The following is a 20,638-nucleotide window of genomic DNA, read 5'->3' on the forward strand; positions in this document are numbered from 1 at the left end:
GTTCTGATTTAAATATCAAACCCGACAGGATTTAAAAAACTTGTCGGGTTTTTTGTTGTCTTCTAATTAATTTATCTTTAAAACCAAATGATGGAATCTATAATTCCTTATTTTTGAAGAATAATTACACCGTTTTATTAGTTATTTGCTATTTCGATTAACCGATGAAACAGTTTAACGATTAAACATTTTAAATGAGAACACATTTCATCGCCATTGGCGGAAGCGCAATGCACAATCTGGCATTAGCATTACATAATAAAGGATATCAAGTTACGGGAAGTGACGATGCTATTTTTGAACCTTCAAAATCAAGATTAGAGAAAAAAGGAATTCTTCCTGCAGAATTGGGCTGGTTTCCAGAAAAAATCACTTCAGATATTGATGCGATTATTTTAGGAATGCACGCAAAAGCGGATAATCCTGAATTATTAAAAGCGCAAGAATTAGGATTAAAAATCTACTCTTATCCTGAATTTTTATACGAGCAATCTAAAAATAAAACGCGTGTTGTAATTGGTGGTTCTCATGGTAAAACAACGATTACTTCGATGATTTTGCATGTAATGCATTACCACAACATTGCGGTTGATTATATGGTAGGAGCACAATTGGAAGGTTTTGACACCATGGTGCATTTAACAGAAGAAAATGATTTTGTTGTTTTGGAAGGAGATGAATATTTATCTTCTCCAATTGACAGACGTCCGAAATTTCATTTATATCAGCCAAACATTGCTTTGATTTCTGGAATTGCTTGGGATCATATTAATGTTTTTCCAACGTATGAAAACTATGTCGAGCAGTTTGAGATCTTCATCGAAAAAATTACAAATGGTGGAATTTTAGTTTACAACGAAAATGATCCAGAAGTAAAACGCGTTTCTGAAGCAGCAACAAATCCGATTAGAAAAATCGCTTACTCAACTCCAGAATATGCTGTGAGTGATGGAGTGACTTTATTAAAAACTCCAGAGGGCGATATGCCGATTGAAGTTTTTGGTGCGCATAATTTAAATAACTTGGCAGGAGCAAAATGGATTTGCCAAAACATGGGTGTTGATGAAGCAGATTTCTACGAAGCAATTGCAAGCTTTAAAGGCGCTTCTAAGCGTTTAGAAAAAATTGCCGAAGGAAAAGGAAAAGTAGCTTATAAAGATTTTGCGCATTCGCCAAGTAAAGTGGCTGCGACAACAAAAGCGGTAAAAGAGCAATATCCAAATAGAACTTTAGTAGCTTGTTTAGAGTTGCATACGTATAGCAGTTTAAATGCTGAGTTCTTAAAAGAATATGAAGGCGCTCTAGAATATGCAGATGTTGCGGTTGTTTTTTATTCGCCAGATGCGGTGAAAATTAAACAACTGGAAGAAGTAACTTATGAGCAAATTGCAACTGCATTTAATAGAAAAGATTTAATTATTTATACCAATCCAGCTGAATTTAAAGAATACTTATTCGACTTAAATTTAGATAATTCTGCACTTTTATTAATGAGTTCAGGAAATTACGGAGGTTTAAATTTTGACGAAGTAAAAGGTTTGATTAATTAGAGAATTAGTCAATTTGAAAATTAGATAATGTGCCAATGCTTTTGTAGTTGGCACATTTTTTTTGAGTTTTAATAATCAAATTGGCACATTATCTAATTAGATTTCTCATATTTAAAATGTCCAACGATTTTATATTCGAATAAACAATCCTCTAAAACTTGTCCGCCGCCGACGTTATGAACAATTAAATTACGTTTTCCGTCAGCTGATTTTTTATTAGTTACAATTCCAATATGTGGCAATTTATCATTAATCATCCAGGTTACTAATTCACCAGTTTTATAGTCTTTTGCATTTTGTGTAACGGGTAATTTTGTGCCTTTTCTTTCAAAAAACACCTCTAAATTCGGAACTCTTCTATGATCAATATTAGTATCTGTTTTTGTCATTCCCCATTTTTGAAGATTTGGATAGAGTGAAAAATTTTCGATCATATCTTCATGAACTTCTTTTTGCAAATCGATATTTAGAACTCGATACGAGCGTATTACAACATCTGTACAAACTCCCTTGTCTTTTGGAACATCGCCATTTGGATAATCAATTTTGAAGTAAGATGGGTCATAATCTATTGATGGATCAATTATTGAAATTGCTGCTTGTGATAATTTTTCGCCAAAAGTTTTAGGTTCGGTAGAATTTGAAACAGCTACACTTTTGTTTTCTTTTTGGTGGCATGATAGAAAAAACAATAAAATAAAGCAGGAGATTAATGATTTCATTTTCAGATAATTTAGTTTTAAAGATACTAAAATTTAAAAACGTCCGACATTAATTGAGAGATTTTTCTTCTTTTTTAAATATCTTCGCTTCTTAAAATTATAATTATGGAAGTGGGACATTTTGCTATAAAAAATTGGTCTGATGATGACAAACCTCGCGAAAAATTAATGCTCAAAGGAAAAGAGGCTTTGAGTGATGCTGAATTATTAGCAATTTTAATTGGTTCAGGAAGTCGTAATGAATCTGCGGTTGCATTAAGTCAGCGTATTTTAGCTAGTGTTGGCGGATTAAATTCATTAGCAAAATTATCTATTGCTCAATTAATGAAATTTAAAGGAATAGGAGAGGCAAAGGCTGTTACAATTGTTGCTTCTTTAGAGCTATGCGCGCGTAGGAGATCAGAAAAAGCAGTTGAAATGACTAAAATTACTTCGAGTAAAAAGGTTTTCGATTTAATGCAGCCAGTAATAGGAGATTTGTCTCATGAAGAATTTTGGGTACTTTTTCTTAATAATTCCAACAACGTGATTTCAAAGGCTCAACTGAGTAAAGGGGGCATTGGCGGTACAACTGTTGATGTCAGATTGATTTTTAAATTGGCGTTTGAGAAATATGCTACAGCCTTGATTTTGTGCCACAATCATCCTTCTGGAAGTTTGATTCCTAGTGATGCCGATAAACAAATTACAAGAAAAATTCGCGAGGCAGGAAACAAGTTAGATGTTAAAGTTTTAGACCATATTATTATAACTGAATCAAAATATTATAGTTTTGTAGATGAAGGAATTTTTTAATACATGAACACCAATATTACCGACATCTTTTTTGATTTAGATCATACGCTTTGGGATTTTGATAAAAATTCAGAAATGGCTTTTGATCGAATTTTCAAAACTAAGTATCAAGAAATCGTTACTCAAGATTTTATTAAAGAATATATTCCGATCAATCAAGAATGTTGGAGATTGTATCAGAATGATAAAATTACACATCAGGAGCTTCGTTATAATCGTTTGAAGTTTTCATTTGATGCTTTGAATTATGTAATTTCAGAAGAGAATATTTTGGAAATTGCTAATGACTATATCGAGTTTCTTACCGACAACAATTATCTTTTTGATGGGGCAATTGAAGTTTTGGAATATTTAAAGCCTAAGTACAAACTTCATATTATAACAAACGGATTTGCTCAGGTTCAAGAAAAGAAAATCAATAATGCGTCACTTGGAGGATATTTCAGTACCATTACAAATTCGGAATTAGCTGGGGTTAAAAAGCCAAATAGTATTATATTTGATTATGCATTAAAATTAGCCAATACATCTAAAGAAAGCAGTATCATGATCGGAGATGATTTTGAAGCTGATGTAAATGGTGCTTTAAATGCTGGTATAGATGCTATTTTCTTTAATGAAAAGCGAGTAGACGTTTCCGAAAATTATAAACAAATTAACCATTTATTAGAACTAAAAAAATATTTATAATGATGAGAATTAAAATTTTACTTACTGCAATTTTATGTTCAGTTGTTGGATTTGCACAGTCTATTAATGATTACAAAGCTGTAATTATTCCTCTGAAATATGAGTTTATGAAGACGGATAATCAATATCGTTTGGCAACTTTAAGTAAACAAAATTTGACTAAAGGTGGTTTCGAAGCTTTTTATTCAAATGAACAACTTCCTGAGGGATATACAGACCGTTGCCAGGTTTTATATATGGATGTAATAAGAGATAATGCTTTCTTGGTAACTAAACTTATTATACAATTCAAGGATTGTTTTGGACAAGTAGTTTTTACTTCAGAAGCTGGAAAAAGTAGAGAGAAAGAATATGAAATAGCTTATAAAGAAGCATTAGACAATGCCTTTAAATCAGTTTATGCTTTGCACTATAAATATAGTGGAAATCCAGTTGCAAATTCAAAAACATCTGCTCCTGTAAAAGCTGCTTTGGCAACAACTGTAATTGCAACTCCAGTTGCTACTGCATCTTCGCCAGATTTGAAAGATCCAAATTTATTATATGCGCAACCAACAGAATCTGGTTACCAATTAATTGATAAAACACCAAAGGTAGTTATGAAGCTTCTTAAAACTTCTCAGCCAAATGTTTATATTGCTATAAAAGATAACGTTCAGGGTTCTTTAATCTTAAAAGAAGATGGACAATGGTACTTTGAATCTTATCAGAATGATAAATTAGTTTCAGAAAAAATTGTAGTTAAATTCTAAATACAAAATGCGGCTTAATAACCGTATTTATCTTTCCAACGGTTCTTTAAAAATTCGCGGGTACTGTTCTCTCTAGAATTGTTTCCAGGATTATAAAGAACCGTTTCTTTTATAGCATCTGGAAGGAATTCTTGTTCGGCAAAATTATTAGCATAATCATGCGAGTATTTGTATTCATCTCCGTATCCTAATTCTTTCATCAATTTAGTAGGAGCATTTCGCAAATGAATTGGAACAGGCAAATCGCCAGTCTGTTTTACCAGCTGTTGCGCATTACCAATTGCCATATAAGAAGCATTGCTTTTTGGCGAAGTGGCCAAATAAATTGCACATTGACTTAAAATGATACGGCTTTCTGGGTATCCAATTGTTGTAACAGCCTGAAAAGTATTATTGGCCATTATAAGAGCAGTTGGGTTAGCATTGCCAATATCTTCACTTGCCAAAATAAGCATTCTTCGGGCAATAAATTTTACCTCTTCTCCGCCTTCGATCATTCTTGCCAACCAATAAACGGCTCCGTTAGGGTCGCTACCGCGAATAGATTTAATAAACGCAGAAACAATGTCGTAGTGCTGTTCGCCAGTTTTGTCATAAAGAACGGTGTTTTGCTGTACCAGTTCAAAAACACGATCGTTGGTAATGGTAATTTCATCACCAGCCGAAGCATTAACTACAAGTTCAAATACATTTAAGAGTTTTCTTCCATCACCGCCAGAAATACGTAATAAAGCTTCTGTTTCTTTTAGATTTATTTTTTTTGTCAGCAAATAGGAATCGGTTCTCATTGCACGCTGCAAAAGAGCTTCTAAATCGGCTTTTGTAAATGCATTTAGTATGTAAACCTGGCAACGTGACAATAATGCAGGAATCACTTCAAAACTTGGGTTTTCGGTTGTCGCACCGACCAAAGTTATCCAGCCTTTTTCTACAGCGGCTAAAAGCGAATCTTGCTGTGATTTGCTAAATCTATGAATCTCATCGATAAAAAGAATAGGGTTTTTAGCAGTAAAAAGTCCACCACTTTGTTTTGCTTTTTCTATAACATCGCGAATATCTTTTACGCCAGAATTTATAGCGCTCAAAATATAAAAAGGTCTTTTGGATTCCTGAGCAATAATTTGAGCCAATGTTGTTTTACCTGTACCAGGAGGTCCCCAGAAAATTAATGAAGGAATGATTCCTTTTGAAATTTGCTGTGTTAATGAACCAGTTGGTCCAACCAAATGGTGTTGGCTTATATAATCTTCTAATTTCTGCGGACGAATACGCTCTGCTAAAGGTGCTTCCATAAATACAAAATTACTATTTTAAGATTTAAATTTCATTCATTCAAAAGTTAAAACAGTTTGTAGAGAGAACGATTGTTCTGATTTGAGACAATTTTTTATTTTGGAGTATGACAAATTATCAGTAAAATATTTTTGGATAGTTTTTTGAGTCCTGTTAATTGTTATTTTCTAAAAATATGAACGACACTAATTTTAGGTTTTCAAATTCGGTTATTGGACTTCCGATGTTTTTTGTCCTCTTTTTATGGATAGTATATTGGCTTCAGATCCGTTTTGATTTTGATTTTTATCGATACGGAATTTATCCTCGAGACTTGATTGGTTTACGTGGCGTTTTGTTCAGTCCATTTATTCATGAAAATTTAGATCATTTGTATAACAATAGTATTCCGCTTGTAATACTATTGGCAGCGATGCAGTTTTTTTATCCAAAACAGACATTAGGTGTTATAGGCTACGGCATTTTATTTTCAGGATTAATTACTTGGGTTGTTGGAAGAGAAAATTTTCATATTGGTGCCAGCGGATTAATTTATGTTTTAGTTAGTTTTATTTTCTTTAAAGGTATTCAGACTAAATATTATAGATTGGTGGCATTGTCTTTAACTGTTATTTTGCTTTATGGCGGAATGATATGGTATGTTTTTCCAGATGTTGATCAATCTATTTCTTGGGAAGGTCATTTGGCAGGTCTTATAACTGGTTTTGTTTTGAGTTTGTTTTATAAAGCACCCGAATATGCAAAGCCAATTGTTTACGATTGGCAGCGTCCAGATTTTGATCCGAGCAGTGATTCTTTTATGAAGCATTTTGATGAAAATGGAAATTTCGTTACTTTTTCCCATGAGGAGGAAGAGGATCAGATAGATTATTTTTCGTCTAGTCATCCAGTAAATTATGTTGTAGTTAGAAAAGCAGATCAAGAAGAAACCGATGAATAATTTTCTTTGAAATAAAAAAAGTAAATTTGTTAGAGTAACAATTTAATCTTGAGCATTATGAAAATGAAGTTTCTACTTTTGTTTTTTAGTTTTGTTTTTACTGGGAAAGGAATTGCTCAATGTGAAATAAAAAATAGGGTACAGGCAGATGGTAGTATGATTTACTATTTTGAGCCTGCAGTATTTTATACTACAAAATCAAAATCGTTGAAAATTAATATTGTTACAGATAAAGAGAATTATTTTGTTGCACTGCAGCCCACACCATTTCCTGAAAAGAAAGTTGGAAAAAAGATCAAAGATGATTTGATAATTCATCTAGCCAATAACAAAACCTATAAGCTAGCACATTACGATACACAATATCGACGTAACGATTCTATAATGCAAGTTCTCTATTTGATAGACAATAAAGATCTTGATGCGTTTTCTAATTACGAAGCTATTACTGCTGAAATCAATATGGAAGGAACTGAATTTGTGAGAAGCTATAACTTTAAGCTTCATAAAGATGCTATCATCGAACAGCTTAAATGTTTTTTAAAGAAAGAAGAAAATTAATTATTCTTCATCCTTCATTTCAGGATGCTTTTTGGCTTCGATTTTCTTCTTAAGGTTCCTGATAAGATTATTGAATGTTAGAGTAAGCGAGGCTGCATTGGTTGTTTGATTTCCGCTGTTTCTGGGAAGATATTCATTGCAATAGGTTAGTTCAACCTGAATGTCATCTGAAAATAGATATCCAGCTCCAATATTTAAACGATTCCGATCAAAGAAACTTTCACCTGTAACTTTTGCTCCAGATTTGAGATAAATCTCATCTGATGCAATTGCATATACAACACCGCTTCTTAATATTTTACTATTGATTGGTTGTATATATTTAATTTGCTGCCTATATCGAAAAACATTTTCATAATCATCATCTTCATTTCTCATATGACGGAATTCAGCACGCATTCTTGTGCTTAAAGTATATCCGGTTTTATGAAAGTAATAAATACCTTGAAGAGCAAATCGTGTTTCTGGAGATTCGAACTGACCTATTTCGGGAACATCTCTATTGTTGAAATAGGCGATGAAAGCAGAGAACTTCCATCTTGGAGAAAAGTAATAATGTCCCCAGCCTCTAATAGATCTTTGTATTGTATTCTCAAATAAGTTTGATGAAGATTCTGTTCCACTGTAGGCTGCTGCAAAATCTATTTCTGTTGCCCATTTTTTGCTTAAAGTTTGGTTGAACTGAATTTCATTCCAAAATTGATTGTACGTAGTATTTTGTCCGTAGCTGTTTGTAATTAGTAAAATTACAAACAGGCAGCGGAATATTGTAACTTTTGATTTTGAATTAGATTTTGAAAGCATTAATTAAAGGTATTTAATTATTTCATTCGCATCTTAATCTCTCAATGTGTTTTTAGGTTCTTTGGCGAACAGCTTCGTATAGAAAAGCGCCGCAGGCTACAGATACGTTTAGTGATCCAATTGTACCGAACATTGGCAATTTGGCTTTTTCGTCAACTATTTTTAAAACAGAAGGGTTTATTCCTCGATCTTCAGATCCCATAATAATAGCCAATGGTTCTGTTAGTGATATGTCGTATATGTTTTGATCTGTTTTTTCGGTTGCAGCAACTGTTTTTACTCCAGAACCTTGCAAGTAAAAGATCGCATCTTTTATATGTTCAACTTTGCAAATAGGTACATTGAATACCGCTCCAGCAGAAGTCTTAACTGTATCTCCATTAACGGGAGCTGAACCTGCTTTTTGTATAATAATTCCGTTTACACCAGTACATTCAGCTGTTCTAATAATAGCACCAAAATTTCTAGCGTCTGATACCTGATCTAATATTAGAAAAAGAGGCTTTTGACCTGACTCAATCGTAGATTCAACTAAATGTTCTAAATCAATAAAACCAATAGGAGAGATGGTTGCTACTGCACCTTGGTGATTATTTGGAGTAAGGCGGTTTAATTTTTCTACAGGTACATAAGAGAAGTTAACGTTTGCACGTTTCATTACTTTCATTAAATCCTTCATAAGCTCACCAGAAATGTCTTTCTGTATGAAAACTTTATCTACTTCTTTTCCTGCTTGAATTGCCTCTATGATGGCTCTAATGCCAAATATTTGATGTTCTTTTTCCATTGGACAAATATAGGTAATATGTTTATATAAAAAAACCGCCCTGAATTAACAGAGCGGTTTGATATAATTGTTTTTAGAATAAATTAGAATTTATCCCAGAAAACGTGAACTTTAAGTTTGTTTCCTCCAATTGCAGTAGAAGCAGCAGCCCAATTTGCATTGTTTACTGTTTGCTCGTTGATTGGATAAGTATAACGTTTTGGAATTTCTCCTTCAGCAGCAGCAACAGCGTTAGCAGGTGCAACTAAAGCAGGGAAATCTAATCTTCTGTAAGAGTTCCAAGATTCGAATGGTCTGTTGAAGAAAGCAATCCAAGCTTGTTTACCGATTTTTTCTTTGTAAGTTGCTCCTGGAGCAGTAGCATAAGCTACTTCTGGTTTAGCTAAGTAAGCAGCAGCTTCACTTGCAATTCCCCAGTTTTCGAAAGAAGCAGTGATCGCTCTGTTGTAGTAGTACTCAGCACTATTTCCAACAGCATATCCTCTTGCAGCAGCTTCAGCTAAGTAGAAGTTAGATTCAGTAGCCTCAGCTAACAGACCAGGAAAATTATCAGCTTTTAATTTGTCGCCAATAGCAGAGAAATTTTGGTAAATATTAGTTGGACCGTTAAGACCTCCTTTGTAAGATCCGTCAGGCATTGCATTGAAGTAGATAGCTCTTCTTGGATCTTGTAAAGTATTCATTGCATTAACAATAGTTTCAGAGGCAACGAAGTCATTACGATTACTAGCTACTAAGTTAGCGTAAATAGGATTAAACATTGGTGAGCCAGGGTAGTTGAATGATGCATTTTGAGTATTGTTTAAGATAACTCCTGCATTGTAAGCACTTTCTACAGTACTCTTAGAAAGAGCAGCATCAGCATCTGCTAAATTCAAACCAATTTTTAATTTCAAAGTATTAGCAAAAAGTTTCCATTTTGCTACATCACCTTTATAAATGAAGTCAGCTGCACCAAAAGAATCTGCGTTAGTATCTAAACTTGCAATTGCAGCATCTAATCTTGTGATTAATTTAGGGTAAATAGCAGCATCGTCTTCATATTTAGGCAATATTACTTCTTTTACCTTCAATGCGTCAGTGTAAGGAACATCTCCGTAAGTATCCACTAAAACTTGGAAAGTGTAAACTTGAAGAATCTCAATTAAAGCAATTTTATTTTTTTGTACAGCAGCATCACCACCTTCAGTTACAAGTACTTCTTTTGAAGTTTGTAAGTTACCTAATGTACTTCTGTATAGTGCATTCCAGTGTCCGTCTCCGATTCTTCTTGTTGTAATGTTGAATCTTGCTTCAGTGTTGTACTGAGTTGCAGCCCAATATTGAGATGCATATCTAAGAACGCTTAGGTTAACACTTGGAGTAACTAGTTGATCTGTCAGCTCTTTTTCAGCATTTGTGAAAAGCGTCTCAGAAGGTACGTCGTAAGATTTGTCCTTGTCATCATTATATGTAGGATCATCGCTTACACAGCTTGTCATAAATAATGACAATGCTGTTATTGAGAGGATTAATTTTTTCATCTTAGAAAGTCGCTTTAATATTAAATGAGTATACTTTTGTTGTTGGCATTACACCTGATTGAAAACCTTGAATGTTTCCAGATGATTGTCCAGCTTCTGGATCAGCATACGGTAAATTTTTGTGAATAATCCAAAGATTATTTCCTAATAAACTAAATGAGATTGATTTAGCCATTGTTTTGTCTAAGAATCTAGATGGTACATTATATGTGAAACCAACTTCTCTTAATTTTACGTAAGATGCATCGTAGATGAATTTTTTGTTTGGCTCAACTTCAACACCAAAACCAGCTCCTACCATGTTTGCAGGAATTCTATCTTGGTTTGGAGTACCATCTTCGTAAACACCGTCAAGGATAATACCACCACCATTAGCGATAGAGTTTCTTAATGGGTTTCCTAAGTCGTTAAGACCAGCGGTTTCTGGATAAAGACCTGTGTATTGTCCGTAAGCTTGATCTAGAGAGTAAACACTTCCTCCTTTTTTCATATCGATTAAGAAATTCAAAGAGAAATCTTTGTAATTAAATCTGTTAGAAAGACCTCCAATCCAGTCAGCTTGGATGTTTCCTATTACTTTATCAGTAGCGATTAAGTAGTAACCATCTTCGTCAACTGTTTTGTTTCCATTTGCATCATACACATAATCTGTTCCTCTCATTGTACCGTAAGGTTGACCAACAGTAGCATTTAAAGTAACTCCATTTTGCCATGAAGCTATTTGTAAGTTATCTCTTCCTTGGTTCAAAGAAACAACTTCGTTTCTGTTTCTAGACCAGTTTACACCAACTTGCCATTCGAAATCTTTAGTTTTAACTGGAGATCCGAATAAAGATACCTCGATACCTTTGTTTTGCATTTCTCCAGCATTAATTTGTGAAGTTGCATATCCTGTAGCTGTAGATTGTGGTACGTTGAAAATTTGATCTGTAGTGTTAGATTGATACAAAGAGACGTCAAAACTTAATCTGTTTTTGAACATTGCTGCCTCAACACCAAATTCCCAGCTTTTTAATTTTTCTGATCTTAAATTTTTAAAGTCAACAAAAGTAGAACTGTTTGCGAACATTAAGTTCCCACCAATTAATCCGTTATTAATTTTGGATCCAAGTAAACCAGGAGTAGGGTCATTACCTACAACTGCGTAGTTAGCTCTTAATTTCAAGTTGTTTAACCAATCTTGTTTGATTAACTCAGATACAATGAAACTTGTTCCAAGTGACCAGTAATCGTATTTATTATTGTTTTGTGGTAAAGCAGTAGATTGATCTCTTCTGTAAGACCCTTCAATAAACACAGTTCTGTTGTAATCAATAGATGCTTGTGTATAAAGACCTAATTTGTTGTAGTTAATTTCTTGCTCAATTGGGGCAAAAAATGACATAGAGTTAGCTAATGTAAACAATCCAGGAGCTACTAAACCACCAGTTGTTGATCCGTCAAATGAATCTGTATGTGATTTAATAAACGTTGATCCTCCTAAAATTTTTCCTGAAAATTTCTCAGAAATTTTTAAATCATAAGTTGCGATGAAATCGTAAGTTGTTTGTAAGAAACTTCTTGTGTATAATGAGTATCCAGAAGTTTCATCAAAAGCCTGTAAACCAAACTCTTCAGCGTGGCTTCCTTTTTCTTTTCTTAATTCTTGTCTGTCGTTAGAAGTATCTACAGTAACACGTCCTAAAACATTAAAGTTTTTTGTTATATCATAAGAGATATTAGCACCTGCAAGAACTCTAGTTCTGTCATCAGAAGAGAAGTTTTTGTAACGGTCAAAGTATGGGTTGTTCCAGTAAGCTGGGGAGAAATTTCCATTTAATGGATCATTCATGTTCCAAGTAACGTTTTGTCCGTTTACATTGTATGCGTCTTTTAATTCTCTAACATCAACGTTAGTTTGCCACCATTGTCTGAAACCAGTTAAGATGTTATCTCCATAACCTGTACTGTTTCTACCTACTGTAGATTGATCAGAGAATGTAAAGAATGCAGACGTTTTAATTTTGTCTGATAAGTTTCTTGTGAAACTACCATTAATAATGTTTCTGTTTAATCTACTGTTTGGTAAAATTCCAGATTCATTGTTGTTAGTGTAGCTAAAGTTGTAAGATCCTTTTTCATCACCACCGCTTAATCCGATATTGTTAACTGTGCTGAAAGATTTTTGGAAGAATTTACCAGGATCATTAGCAGCAGCAACCCATGGAGTAGCTTTACCATAATTAGCGTTACCTGGAGCAAAAGCAGTCCATTGGAACACGTTTAAACTTGGGTCGAAAGCATTACCGAAAGAAGAATCGGCTGTCATGTCAACAATTTGGTCTGGAATACCATCTCCGTTTACATCTGCTGTATAGAAACTATCATTTGGTGCAGCATAACCATTAGCTCCGTAACCTTTTTGGTATTTAATGAAAGTGTCTTTATCATAAGAACCCATAGAAGTTGTAGAACTGAAGCTTACTCCTAAAGCGCTGTTTTTCTTACCTTTTTTAGTAGTAATCATAATCGCACCATTCGCAGCCTGGCTACCATACAATGCAGTCGCAGCAGCACCTTTAAGTACTGTAATCGATTCGATGTTGTTTGGGTCAATATCAGAAGCAGAGTTACCAAAGTCAAAACCTTGTCTTCCGCTTTTTGCTGATGCTGAGTTTAAGTTATCATTGCTAATAGCAACACCATCAACAACCATTAATGCTTGGTTGTTTCCAGTTAAACTTTTTGATCCACGTAGTACGATGTTAGTAGATCCACCAAAGTTAGAGTTAGTTTTAACCTCTAAACCTGCAACTTTACCAGATAAGTTGTTTAGGAAGTTGTTTGTTGGTGTTGAGTTAACTGTTTTTTCATCCAGTTTTTGTGATGAGTAACCTAAAGATTTTTTCTCTCTTTTGATACCTAAAGCTGTTGTTACTACAACTGCTTCAAGTTCTTGTGCGTCACCTGATAATTTAACATTAACTACAGATGAGCTTGCAGCTACTTCTTGGGTTTTCATTCCAATGTAGCTAAATACCAAAACTTGGCTTGAAGATGCTTTAATAGAATATTTTCCATCAAAATCAGTTTGTGTTCCAGTTTTGCTTCCTTTCACTAATACACTTACCCCCGGTAAAGGCATACCTGTATTATCGGAAACTGTTCCTGAAACAGCTCTTTCTTGCGCAAATGTCAATTGCGCAACTAGTACTAATAAAAGCACTAAGAATCCATTGAACTTTAGTTTCATTTTTAAATATTTTGAATTAGTATCGCAAAACTCTTAATAATTTGTTAACTTTCCTAATAAAAAAAATATTTTTTTTGGTAAACCCTAAAATTTAACATTATAACATATGTTTACGATAGTGTTATATAATTGTATTTCCTGTTGATTTTGTTGTCCATTCGTGAGAATAATTCGTAAAATTCCGTTTTTTGTTTCTATTCCTACACCTATGCCGATTCCTATTAAATTCTTAATTTTTTTAGGATTTGAAATATTGGTTAAGTCTTGATATATAGCATAATCAGCTATAGAATGGATATATGCGCTTTTTGAAAACATATATCTGTATTCTGTAAGAAATGCAGAATAAAAATTTGCCTGTAGACTGTTTTCTGAAAATCCTCTGATTGAATTCATGCCTCCAAATCGAAATAATTCATTGGTAATATAATTTTTGCTGTCTAAATAGCAACTTTGAGAATTTATGTTAATGAAATTCTTGTTATTAAGTTCGAAATTGTACGCGGCATTTACATTTATATAAAATTGTTTGCTAGGATCTGCTGTTTCAAGATCATTATTTGTTTCTCTTTTTCCAAGGCCTATTATCGAACTTAAAAATGCTTTTCCAGGCATGAGGCTGTTATTGGAGTCCGTTTTTTTGTATTCGTATGTTGAAGTGAAGTAGGAATTGTTGAAATCACTAATAGTAGAATTATTGATGTTTTGAATATCGCTTGATTCGGTAGATTGGTAACCAAGGTAGATCTTGGAATTGTAATTTAAATAGTAGCCAAGATTGATGTCTGTTTTAGTGTTCTGAAATGTGCTGTCTTGTTTGAAGATGTTTAATTGTGCTTTTATTCCAAGTGGAGATTGAAACAGATAGGGGATTTCAAGTTTTGTGTTGAAGGTTTTTTGTTGGTTTCCGTCGCTTTTCCAATAAAGAGAAAATTTTTCGCCAGCTCGTAATATGTTTGTTAGTGAAATGTCCAAATAACCATTTAGAATTAACTTTTTGTTTTCGTCATTTGAAAAACCAATATATCCATCAAAATTGTTCGCTTTTCTTTTGTCAAGATAAATGTAGATTTTGGTCGAATCTGAAGTGAATAAGATTTCGGGATACTTGTGCTGTGAAACAAATTCAAAACTATTAATATCGTCATAAAGTTTTTTGACAGTTTCTTGATTAAAAGTTTTGTTTAGGTATTTTTTGTTTAATTGTTTAAGCGCTCCTTTTGGAAAATAGTCTTTCAGAGAAGGGTTTGTGTAATTTACAATAATTGAATTTAAGGTTCTTTTTTTTTCGGAATCGAAATTTAAATCAGCGTAAATTATTGAATTCTTTTTTTTAATGTTTTCAAGTTTGATTTTAGAAAATGCAAATCCTGCTTTTTCGTTGTCTGATATTTTTTGATTTAAGAAATTTTCAAGTTCTGTATAGGGTATTATTATGCTGTCTTTTGTTGTTGTTTTTGAGTGGTAAAAAAAACTATTTATACCTATATATATATGTATCTCTTTTATTCTAGTTTGCAAGTCTATTAAAACAGCATAAGTGCTGTCGTTTACCTTTTTGTTTTCTAATGTTTTAGCGTCTATATAGCCTTGTTTTGCTAGTTTGTTTGTTACTGTTGAAATTTCATTGTTTAGTGATTTTATGTTTGGATGTTTTTTTATGTAAAAAATGGAGTCAATAGTTTGATCTTGTTTTTTGTTTATTCCATTTATATTAAGGTAGAAAGATTGCGCAAAACAATTTGATGATAGGAGTAAAATGAGTATGTAATATAATTGTTTCAAAAGCAATTGTTTTGTTAGTTAAATGTAAAGCAAATATCTAATGTTTCTTTGTGAAATCATAGATATAAATAATGTTGTTGAAAATTAATGATTTAACGTTTGTATAGTGAAAATTATTTTATACATTTGCAACCCCGTAAAAAGCGGGAATTTAATAAACATAATAATTTTTAGTATTAATTATGCCAACAATTCAACAATTAGTAAGAACAGGAAGAACTCAGATCACTAAGAAGAGTAAATCGGTTGCTTTAGATTCTTGTCCTCAAAGAAGAGGGGTTTGTACGCGTGTTTACACTACTACACCAAAAAAACCAAACTCTGCAATGCGTAAAGTTGCGCGTGTACGTTTGACAAATGGTAATGAGGTGAATGCTTACATCCCAGGTGAAGGACATAACCTACAAGAGCACTCGATAGTATTAGTGCGAGGTGGAAGGGTAAAAGATTTACCAGGTGTTAGATATCATATCGTTCGTGGAGCTCTTGATACGTCAGGTGTTGCAGGAAGAACGCAAAGAAGATCTAAGTACGGTGCTAAACGCCCAAAAGAAGCAAAAAAGTAATTTAAAAACTTTTAAGAAAAAGACATGAGAAAAAGAGCGGCAAAGAAAAGACCACTTTTACCAGATCCAAGGTTTAATGACCAATTAGTTACACGTTTTGTGAACAACTTAATGTGGGATGGTAAGAAATCTACAGCTTTTAAAGTATTTTATGATGCAATTGATATCATCGAAACTAAAAAGCAAAATGATGAGAAAACTTCATTAGAGATCTGGAAAGATGCTTTAACTAACGTTATGCCTCACGTAGAAGTACGTAGCCGTAGAGTTGGTGGAGCTACATTCCAAATTCCAATGCAGATTCGTCCAGACAGAAAAATTTCTATGGCAATGAAGTGGTTAATACTTTATTCTAGAAGAAGAAATGAAAAATCTATGGCACAACGTTTAGCTTCTGAGTGTTTAGCTGCTGCTAAAGAAGAAGGTGCTGCGGTTAAGAAAAGAATGGATACTCACAAAATGGCAGAAGCTAATAAAGCATTCTCTCACTTTAGATTTTAATTCGTAAGAAATGGCTAGAGATTTAAAATATACAAGAAATATCGGAATCGCTGCTCACATTGATGCTGGTAAAACAACAACAACTGAGCGTATTCTTTTTTATACTGGAAAGTCACACAAAATTGGTGAGGTGCACGATGGTGCTGCAACAATGGACTGGATGGCTCAAGAGCAAGAAAGAGGTATTACAATTACTTCTGCTGCTACAACTTGTACTTGGAATTTTCCAACTGTACAAGGTAAGGTTATTCCAGAATCATTACCGTACCACTTTAATATTATTGATACTCCTGGGCACGTTGACTTTACTGTAGAGGTAAACCGTTCTTTACGTGTACTTGATGGTTTAGTTTTCTTATTTAGTGCGGTTGATGGTGTTGAGCCTCAATCAGAAACTAACTGGAGACTTGCTGATCAATATAGAGTTCCTCGTATGGGATTCGTAAATAAAATGGACCGTCAAGGTGCTAACTTCTTAGCTGTATGCGGACAGGTTAAAGATATGTTGAAATCGAATGCGGTTGCAATTACTTTGCCTATTGGTGATGAAGCAGATTTCAAAGGGATTGTTGACTTAGTTAAAAATCAAGCTATTGTATGGCATGATGAAACTCAAGGGGCTACTTTTGATATTGTTGACATTCCAGCTGATATGGTTGATGATGTAAAACATTACCGTTCTATCCTTATCGAAGAGATTGCAACTTATGATGAAAATCTTTTGGATAAATACATGGAAGATGAAAACTCTATTACAGAGGAAGAAATCAACAATGCTTTAAGAGCTGCAACTATCGATATGGCAATCATTCCTATGCTTGCTGGTTCTTCTTTCAAAAACAAAGGAGTTCAATTTATGTTAGATGCTGTTTGTAAGTATTTACCATCTCCATTAGATAAAGAAGGTATTGAAGGAATTCACCCTGACGATGCTGAATTATTAGAAGAAGATCAAACTAAAATCTTACGTCGTCCAGATGTAAAAGAGCCGTTTGCTGCTTTGGCATTTAAAATTGCTACAGATCCATTCGTAGGTCGTTTAGCTTTCTTCCGTGCTTACTCTGGGCGTTTAGATGCTGGTTCTTATGTTTTAAATACTCGTTCTGGTAACAAAGAGAGAATTTCTCGTATTTACCAAATGCACGCTAACAAACAAAATCCAATCGAATTTATTGAGGCTGGAGATATTGGAGCTGCTGTAGGATTTAAAGATATCAAAACAGGAGATACTTTGTGTGATGAAAAGAGTCCAATTATCTTGGAATCTATGAAATTCCCAGAGCCAGTAATTGGTATTGCTATTGAGCCTAAGACTAAAGCTGATGTTGATAAAATGGGTATGGCTTTGGCTAAATTAGCTGAGGAAGATCCGACGTTTACAGTAAGAACTGATGAGGCTTCAGGTCAAACTATTATTTCTGGTATGGGTGAGCTTCACTTAGATATCTTAGTTGATCGTATGAAACGTGAGTTTAAAGTAGAGGTTAACCAAGGTGAGCCACAAGTAGAATATAAAGAGGCGTTTACTAAATCTGCTCAACATAGAGAAACTTACAAAAAACAATCTGGAGGTCGTGGTAAATTCGGTGATATCGTATTTAGAATCGAGCCTGCTGATGAAGTTGATGGTAAAGTTCCTGTAGGATTGCAGTTTGTTAATGAGGTAAAAGGTGGTAACGTTCCTAAAGAATATATCCCTGCTGTTGAAAAAGGTTTCCGTGAGGCTATGAAAACAGGTCCATTAGCTGGATATGCTGTTGATAGTTTGAAGGTAACTTTATTAGATGGATCTTTCCACCCTGTGGATTCTGATGCTCTTTCTTTTGAATTAGCTGCTAGAATGGGTTATAAAGAGTCAGGACGTGCTGCTGGAGCTGTTATTCTTGAGCCAATCATGAAAATCGAGGTTATTACTCCAGAAGAAAACATGGGTGATATCGTAGGTGATTTGAACCGTCGTAGAGGTCAAGTTAATGACATGGGTGATAGAAATGGTGCTAAGACTATCAAAGCTGACGTGCCTTTATCAGAAATGTTTGGTTATGTAACTACATTAAGAACATTATCTTCTGGTAGAGCAACTTCAACAATGGAGTTTTCTCACTATGCAGAAACACCTTCTAATATTTCAGAAGAGGTAATCAAAAAAGCAAAAGGTAACGCTTAATTTTAAGAAAATGAGTCAAAAAATCAGAATAAAACTAAAATCTTACGATCACATGTTGGTGGATAAATCTGCTGAAAAGATCGTAAAAACAGTAAAAACTACTGGAGCGGTTGTAACAGGTCCAATTCCGTTGCCAACTCACAAAAAACTTTTCACTGTATTACGTTCTCCGCACGTTAATAAAAAAGCGAGAGAGCAATTTGAAGTAATGTCATACAAGAGATTGATTGATATTTATTCATCTTCATCTAAAACTATTGATGCTTTAATGAAACTTGAATTGCCAAGTGGAGTTGAAGTAGAGATTAAGGTATAATTTTTTTATATTTTTTTATATAAAAAGCGAGGCATTTTTTGTCTCGCTTTTTTTGTTTTAAAAAGTTGTTTTTAGGTTGTGAAATTTATTTATTTTTTATTTATAAAAATTTTTGCTTTTTTGTAAAAGCCTTTGTTTTAAAGGGATGCGAGTTTTTTTTGTTGTGATTTTATTAATTAATTGTTATGATTGGGTTGCTTGAAGATTGAAAAAATAGACTCAAATTTTGTTATAATTAAGGTCGGTTTTGGTATTGTTTTGGAGCTTGGATTTTGATTATGAGCGATTTAATTTTTGCAACTGTTTGGTATATTCGTTTTTAATGTCTACTTTTGCACTCCCTGTTTGGAAATTTCTGTTATTTTCAAATTGAAGGGAATTTTAGTAATTAATAATTAATATTTATGTCTGGGTTAATTGGTAAGAAAATCGGCATGACTAGTATCTTTGATGAAAACGGGAAAAACATTCCTTGTACAGTAATCGAAGCTGGCCCATGCGTTGTTACCCAAGTCAGAACCAAAGAGGTTGACGGGTATGAAGCGTTGCAACTTGGTTTCGATGACAAAAACGAGAAACATTCTACTAAAGCTGCTTTAGGGCACTTTAAAAAAGCTGGAACTGTTGCTAAGAAAAAAGTCGTTGAATTTCAGGATTTTGCAACTGAACAAAAATTAGGAGATCTTGTAGATGTTACTATTTTTGCAGAAGGAGAATTTGTGGATGTACAAGGTGTGTCTAAAGGTAAAGGTTTTCAGGGTGTTGTTAAGCGTCACGGTTTTGGTGGTGTTGGACAAGCTACTCATGGTCAGCACAACCGTTTAAGAGCGCCAGGTTCTGTAGGAGCTTCTTCTTATCCATCTAGAGTGTTCAAAGGAATGCGTATGGCTGGAAGAATGGGAGGAGAAAATGTAAAAATTCAAAACCTTAGAGTTTTAAAAGTAGTTGCTGATAAGAATCTACTTGTTGTTAAAGGATGCGTTCCTGGGCACAAAAACTCTTATGTAATCATTCAGAAGTAATGGAAGTAAAAGTATTAGATTTCAACGGAAAAGATACTGGTAGAAAAGTTCAACTTTCTGATTCAGTATTCGCAATTGAGCCAAACAATCACGCAGTATATCTTGATGTTAAGCAATATCTTGCTAATCAAAGACAAGGTACTCACAAAGCTAAAGAAAGAGCTGAAGTAACTGGAAGTACGCGTAAGATTAAAAAACAAAAAGGAACTGGTACTGCACGTGCAGGAAGTGTTAAGAATCCATTGTTTAAAGGTGGTGGAACAGTTTTTGGGCCAAGACCAAGAAGTTATTCATTCAAATTGAATAAAGGCTTAAAGAGATTAGCTAGAAAATCAGCGTTCTCAATCAAAGCAAAAGAGTCAAATATCGTAGTTTTAGAAGACTTTAATTTTGAAGCGCCAAACACTAAAAATTTCATTAACGTTTTGAAAGCTTTAGGGTTAGAGAATAAAAAATCTTTATTTGTGTTGGGCGAGTCAAATAAAAATGTATATTTGTCGTCACGTAATTTAAAGGCTTCAAACGTCGTAACTAGCTCAGAATTAAGCACTTACGCAATATTAAACGCTAATAATTTAGTGCTTTTGGAAGGTTCTTTAGAGTTAATTGAAGAAAATTTAAGTAAATAATAG

19 protein-coding genes are annotated in these 20,638 nt (G+C 33.7%); 12 read left to right on the top strand and 7 right to left on the bottom strand.

From position 1 onward, the window contains the following. Positions 1–194 precede the first annotated feature (194 nt). A complete protein-coding gene (locus AC3Y25_RS14615) occupies positions 195–1,550 on the top strand; it encodes a UDP-N-acetylmuramate--L-alanine ligase (protein ID WP_489903228.1) in 1,356 nt (451 codons plus the stop codon). A 92-nt stretch (positions 1,551–1,642) separates the two neighbouring features. Here the strand turns inward: AC3Y25_RS14615 and AC3Y25_RS14620 are convergent, their stop codons facing one another. After that, entirely contained in the window at positions 1,643–2,272 is a 630-nt protein-coding gene (locus AC3Y25_RS14620) for a DUF1287 domain-containing protein (RefSeq protein WP_489903229.1), read from the bottom strand. 105 nt (positions 2,273–2,377) lie between these two features. Here AC3Y25_RS14620 and radC point away from each other — a divergent pair, with 105 nt between their 5' ends. From radC to AC3Y25_RS14635, 3 genes are read left to right on the top strand one after another with little or no spacing between them, the layout of a single operon-like run. Beyond that, positions 2,378–3,067 carry a RadC family protein gene (gene radC / locus AC3Y25_RS14625; RefSeq protein WP_428238888.1) on the top strand — a complete coding sequence of 230 codons (690 nt, stop codon included), beginning with the start codon at positions 2,378–2,380 and terminating at the stop codon, positions 3,065–3,067. 3 nt (positions 3,068–3,070) lie between these two features. Next, positions 3,071–3,757 (top strand): YjjG family noncanonical pyrimidine nucleotidase, encoded by a 687-nt coding sequence (locus tag AC3Y25_RS14630; protein ID WP_489903230.1) that lies wholly within the window; start codon positions 3,071–3,073, stop codon positions 3,755–3,757. Beyond that, complete coding sequence (locus tag AC3Y25_RS14635; protein WP_489903231.1) at positions 3,757–4,509, top strand: hypothetical protein; 753 nt, start codon at positions 3,757–3,759, stop codon at positions 4,507–4,509. Before AC3Y25_RS14630 ends, AC3Y25_RS14635 begins: the two co-directional genes overlap by 1 nt. A gap of 14 nt (positions 4,510–4,523) precedes the next feature. On the opposite strand, the gene AC3Y25_RS14640 is transcribed toward AC3Y25_RS14635, so the two are convergent. Next, a complete protein-coding gene (locus AC3Y25_RS14640; RefSeq protein ID WP_379798831.1) occupies positions 4,524–5,801 on the bottom strand; it encodes a replication-associated recombination protein A in 1,278 nt (425 codons plus the stop codon). Between the two features lie 176 nt (positions 5,802–5,977). On the opposite strand from AC3Y25_RS14640, the gene AC3Y25_RS14645 reads away from it, so the two are divergent. Together AC3Y25_RS14645 and AC3Y25_RS14650 are read left to right on the top strand one after the other, a co-directional pair. Further along, the gene (locus AC3Y25_RS14645; RefSeq protein WP_489903232.1) at positions 5,978–6,742 is read left to right on the top strand and encodes a rhomboid family intramembrane serine protease; all 765 of its coding nucleotides are present in this window, start codon (positions 5,978–5,980) and stop codon (positions 6,740–6,742) included. A 57-nt stretch (positions 6,743–6,799) separates the two neighbouring features. Continuing rightward, the gene (locus tag AC3Y25_RS14650) at positions 6,800–7,303 is read left to right on the top strand and encodes a hypothetical protein (protein ID WP_489903233.1); all 504 of its coding nucleotides are present in this window, start codon (positions 6,800–6,802) and stop codon (positions 7,301–7,303) included. Here the strand turns inward: AC3Y25_RS14650 and AC3Y25_RS14655 are convergent, their stop codons facing one another. From AC3Y25_RS14655 to AC3Y25_RS14675, 5 genes are all read right to left on the bottom strand, one after another. After that, complete coding sequence (locus tag AC3Y25_RS14655) at positions 7,304–8,107, bottom strand: DUF2490 domain-containing protein (protein WP_489903234.1); 804 nt, start codon at positions 8,105–8,107, stop codon at positions 7,304–7,306. 52 nt (positions 8,108–8,159) lie between these two features. Then, complete coding sequence (rlmB, locus tag AC3Y25_RS14660; protein WP_095931505.1) at positions 8,160–8,894, bottom strand: 23S rRNA (guanosine(2251)-2'-O)-methyltransferase RlmB; 735 nt, start codon at positions 8,892–8,894, stop codon at positions 8,160–8,162. A gap of 83 nt (positions 8,895–8,977) precedes the next feature. After that, positions 8,978–10,417, bottom strand: a complete 1,440-nt coding sequence (locus AC3Y25_RS14665) for a SusD/RagB family nutrient-binding outer membrane lipoprotein (protein WP_489903235.1) — start codon at positions 10,415–10,417, stop codon at positions 8,978–8,980. Position 10,418: 1 nt separating this feature from the next. Continuing rightward, a complete protein-coding gene (locus AC3Y25_RS14670) occupies positions 10,419–13,649 on the bottom strand; it encodes a SusC/RagA family TonB-linked outer membrane protein (protein ID WP_489903236.1) in 3,231 nt (1,076 codons plus the stop codon). An 84-nt stretch (positions 13,650–13,733) separates the two neighbouring features. Further along, a complete protein-coding gene (locus AC3Y25_RS14675) occupies positions 13,734–15,434 on the bottom strand; it encodes a BamA/TamA family outer membrane protein (RefSeq protein ID WP_489903237.1) in 1,701 nt (566 codons plus the stop codon). Between the two features lie 182 nt (positions 15,435–15,616). Between AC3Y25_RS14675 and rpsL the strand changes: the two genes are divergently transcribed. The 6 genes from rpsL to rplD all read left to right on the top strand — a co-directional run bounded on the left by rpsL (position 15,617) and on the right by rplD (position 20,635). Next, complete coding sequence (gene rpsL / locus AC3Y25_RS14680; protein ID WP_007136570.1) at positions 15,617–16,000, top strand: 30S ribosomal protein S12; 384 nt, start codon at positions 15,617–15,619, stop codon at positions 15,998–16,000. 24 nt (positions 16,001–16,024) lie between these two features. After that, positions 16,025–16,501, top strand: coding sequence for a 30S ribosomal protein S7 (gene rpsG, locus AC3Y25_RS14685; RefSeq protein WP_026727879.1), 477 nt, complete (start codon positions 16,025–16,027; stop codon positions 16,499–16,501). A gap of 10 nt (positions 16,502–16,511) precedes the next feature. Next, on the top strand, positions 16,512–18,668 hold the full coding sequence (gene fusA, locus AC3Y25_RS14690; protein WP_111364460.1) for an elongation factor G: 2,157 nt from the start codon (positions 16,512–16,514) through the stop codon (positions 18,666–18,668). 10 nt (positions 18,669–18,678) lie between these two features. After that, positions 18,679–18,984 (top strand): 30S ribosomal protein S10, encoded by a 306-nt coding sequence (rpsJ, locus tag AC3Y25_RS14695; RefSeq protein WP_007803605.1) that lies wholly within the window; start codon positions 18,679–18,681, stop codon positions 18,982–18,984. Between the two features lie 404 nt (positions 18,985–19,388). Continuing rightward, complete coding sequence (rplC, locus tag AC3Y25_RS14700; RefSeq protein WP_095931500.1) at positions 19,389–20,006, top strand: 50S ribosomal protein L3; 618 nt, start codon at positions 19,389–19,391, stop codon at positions 20,004–20,006. After that, positions 20,006–20,635 (top strand): 50S ribosomal protein L4, encoded by a 630-nt coding sequence (gene rplD, locus AC3Y25_RS14705; protein WP_111379744.1) that lies wholly within the window; start codon positions 20,006–20,008, stop codon positions 20,633–20,635. Before rplC ends, rplD begins: the two co-directional genes overlap by 1 nt. Positions 20,636–20,638: the final 3 nt, after the last annotated feature.

The sequence above is a fragment of the Flavobacterium sp. LK-23 genome (genome assembly GCF_058135255.1).